Origin of the sequence: Bacillus sp. GMs2/2 (assembly GCF_050172095.1) — a bacterium.
In the GTDB taxonomy this organism is placed as follows: Bacteria; Bacillota; Bacilli; order Bacillales; family Bacillaceae_G; genus Bacillus_A; species Bacillus_A cereus.
In genome coordinates, this window is sequence record NZ_JBNLYE010000459.1 from 1 (window position 1) to 2,741 (window position 2,741).

Below are 2,741 nucleotides of genomic sequence, written 5' to 3' on the forward strand. Positions count from 1 at the left end.
TTAAATTAAATTTCTAAATGGATAAATTTAGCACGGGAAAGGAATTGAACTTATGTCTAATTTAAATTTCATTTCTGATCAATTTGCTGCAATTCTTAAAGGAAAGAGTAAAATAAATCAAGGTGGTTGTTCGGTGTCTTTTCACCGCAATTTTAAGGTCCTGGTTCAAGGAAAACCAAGTGCCTATGTAGTTCCCGTCGGAGTAAGTTTTGAATCGTTGGATCAAAATGGCAATGCATTAAATTTAGGAGAAATCGCGGTTCTACAAGAAGAGATCCCTGCATTTATGAAATCAATTGTACAACAAGGAATTATTGTCAGTGCTTTACATAATCACTGGTTATACATGAATCCCTTAATTATGTATATTCATATCCAATCGGTAGAGCATCCGTTACATTTTGCAAGAAAATTGGCAAATTCATTTTTATCGTTAAGCAGCTATCCTGTTACTAATATCGAAGGGCAATAATTTATCTACAATCATAGATATGATAATAATATGTACCAGACTCCATGCACGTTGCGCTTGTATAAATAGTATTATCTAATGTATCTTCTTCCGTTATTACTCCTCCTTTTGGAACCTCACAATTTTACAAAATACGAAAAATGACCGATATACCCTCTTCTTCGTTATCTATACCCTGAATATTTTATTTACCATACGCTGCTCGTATAAACCTTGATGGTGGGGTGAAATCTCCATTAAGTCCCATTGAACCTGAACCTTGTCCAAAAGTACTTAATGGTATATCCCCCTCGCATGGCTGCGATTTAAGACCTATATATTGTCTTGAATTTTGTAAATGCCAATTAAACTCAGGACTATTAGTCACTACTCCTTGTCGATTCTAATACAATAGATTCACCCCATTTATCCGATAAAATCCAATGTAATGGTGGAGTAACTCCTAAAGCAGGTAATGGTACCTCCCAAAAGGAAATACTAGCTACAAATTTCTTTAACTCTTCAACAGATTTGAATTGTGTCTTTCGAAACCAGAAGAAAAGCCAATAGATTTCTGAAAACTGGGCGTATGATTTGATATTGTAAAGCCCTCAGGCATCAATTTGTTCATCACCTATCATCATGTATCCCTTGGTTGAAACCATCAGCTTTTCTGTACCTCTTCCCAGTCGATAGCTCGAAAAGTTATGAGTGTTGAGCTCAACTTAACGACGACGAGAGCTGCTCCCCAATTAGTGATGAAACCCATTATCACATTTCGTATCATGTGGCATAGGTCCATCCAAGGAATCCAGAAAGGCAACGGCCTGTTTGAGGTTCCTCAAAAATAAATGCGCGAGATCCATAGAAAACCCGTTTCGAACCACAACGCGCATAATCGTCACTGCTTCTAGGTCTGGAGGCAATGGATATGCGGGTACTTGCCAGCCGAACACACGCAATTGTCGAGATAAATCATAAAGGTTCCAGTTTAATGTGTAACCTTTTTTCAGTTGCCAAGCGAAAACCGGAATATCCGAACCATCGGACAAAAGTTCGAACGGTTCCATCTCCTGAATTGCCTTGCTAAGAAAAAGAGCGACCTTCTGAGAAGCCCTTTGGACATCATAGTACCCACTTTTCCCCAAACGCAGGTAATTGTAATATTGTAGGAGCACTTGTGCGCCAGGACGTGAAAAATTCAGGGCAAAAGTCGGCATGTTTCCGCCTAAATAGGAGACGCGGAAGATTAAATCATCGGGGAGATCATCAGCTTCCCGCCAAATTATCCAACCCAAGCCAGGATAGACTAATCCATATTTATGTCCCGATACATTGATGGACTTCACCCTCGGCAACTGAAAATCCCAGACTAAATCTGGTTGAAGAAACGGTGCTATAAATCCGCCCGAAGCCGCATCTACATGCATAGGAATGTCGAGTCCCGTCCTCTCCTGTAAATCGTCCAACGCTTTTGCAATGGCGGCAACCGGTTCGTAAAGTCCGGTATAAGTCTCACCGAGAATCGGTACCACACCAATCGTATTTTCATCCACGGCTGCAAGGACCCCTTGAGGATCTAATCGGGGATGCTCAGGGCTAACCTTCACATAGCGTGGTTCAACCTCCCAATAGTTCGCAAATTTTTCCCAAACGACTTGAACAGCAGAACTAAACACAATATTAGGCCGATCCACCGGCTTACCCTCTCTTTTTCGTGCATTTTGCCAGCGTCTCTTTAACGCAAGCCCCCCGAGCATACAGGCTTCCGACGATCCAGTTGTTGAAACGCCCATAGTTGTAAGGGGGCTGGGGGAATGCCAGAGGTTGGCTAAAATGCGGACACACCGCTCCTCAATTTCAGCTGTCTGTGGATATTCGTCCTTATCAATTATGTTCTTATCAAATGATTTAGCATATAAGTGCTCTGCGGTAGGTTCCATCCATGTACTAACGAATGTTGCAAGATTCAAGCGTGCATTGCCATCAAGAGTCATTTCATCATGGACGATTTGATACGCTGTTTCTGGTAACATGCCTTCATCAGGCATGTGAAAGCGCGGAACGACTGATTCTCCTTTGCGGGCAAAAAGAGGATTTATAGAAAATTCGGGAGGCAGCTCCATTTGCACGTGACGCGGTAGATATTGTGGATTATCTGGCATAACCTCTTTTCCTTCATATGTATCGTTTTGCACTTCTTCTTTTCGATCCTGCGGCATACTAGTCCCCCTTAATTAATGGTTTAACAAATATATTATTTACAAAAAAACATTTGCTAAACCAAGGG

At 41.3% G+C, this 2,741-nt stretch carries 2 protein-coding genes and 1 pseudogene; 1 reads left to right on the forward strand and 2 read right to left on the reverse strand.

Translation table 11 applies throughout. The features are described from left to right. The first annotated feature begins 52 nt into the window (after positions 1-52). Complete coding sequence (locus ACQGS6_RS25980) at positions 53-472, forward strand: DUF1259 domain-containing protein (RefSeq protein WP_000067577.1); 420 nt, start codon at positions 53-55, stop codon at positions 470-472. Positions 473-476: 4 nt separating this feature from the next. On the opposite strand, the pseudogene ACQGS6_RS25985 reads toward ACQGS6_RS25980, so the two are convergent. Further along, positions 477-993, reverse strand: a pseudogene (locus tag ACQGS6_RS25985) (linear amide C-N hydrolase); the annotation flags it as partial. 210 nt (positions 994-1,203) lie between these two features. Continuing rightward, the gene (locus ACQGS6_RS25990; protein ID WP_001135433.1) at positions 1,204-2,673 is read right to left on the reverse strand and encodes a glutamate decarboxylase; all 1,470 of its coding nucleotides are present in this window, start codon (positions 2,671-2,673) and stop codon (positions 1,204-1,206) included. Between the last annotated feature and the right edge of the window lie 68 nt (positions 2,674-2,741).

Excerpts from the sequence above, each read along its gene's own strand:
- ACQGS6_RS25990 (WP_001135433.1), bottom strand. The coding sequence starts at position 2,673 with ATGCCGCAGGATCGAAAAGAAGAAGTGCAAAACGATACATATGAAGGA.
- ACQGS6_RS25980 (WP_000067577.1), top strand. The coding sequence starts at position 53 with ATGTCTAATTTAAATTTCATTTCTGATCAATTTGCTGCAATTCTTAAA.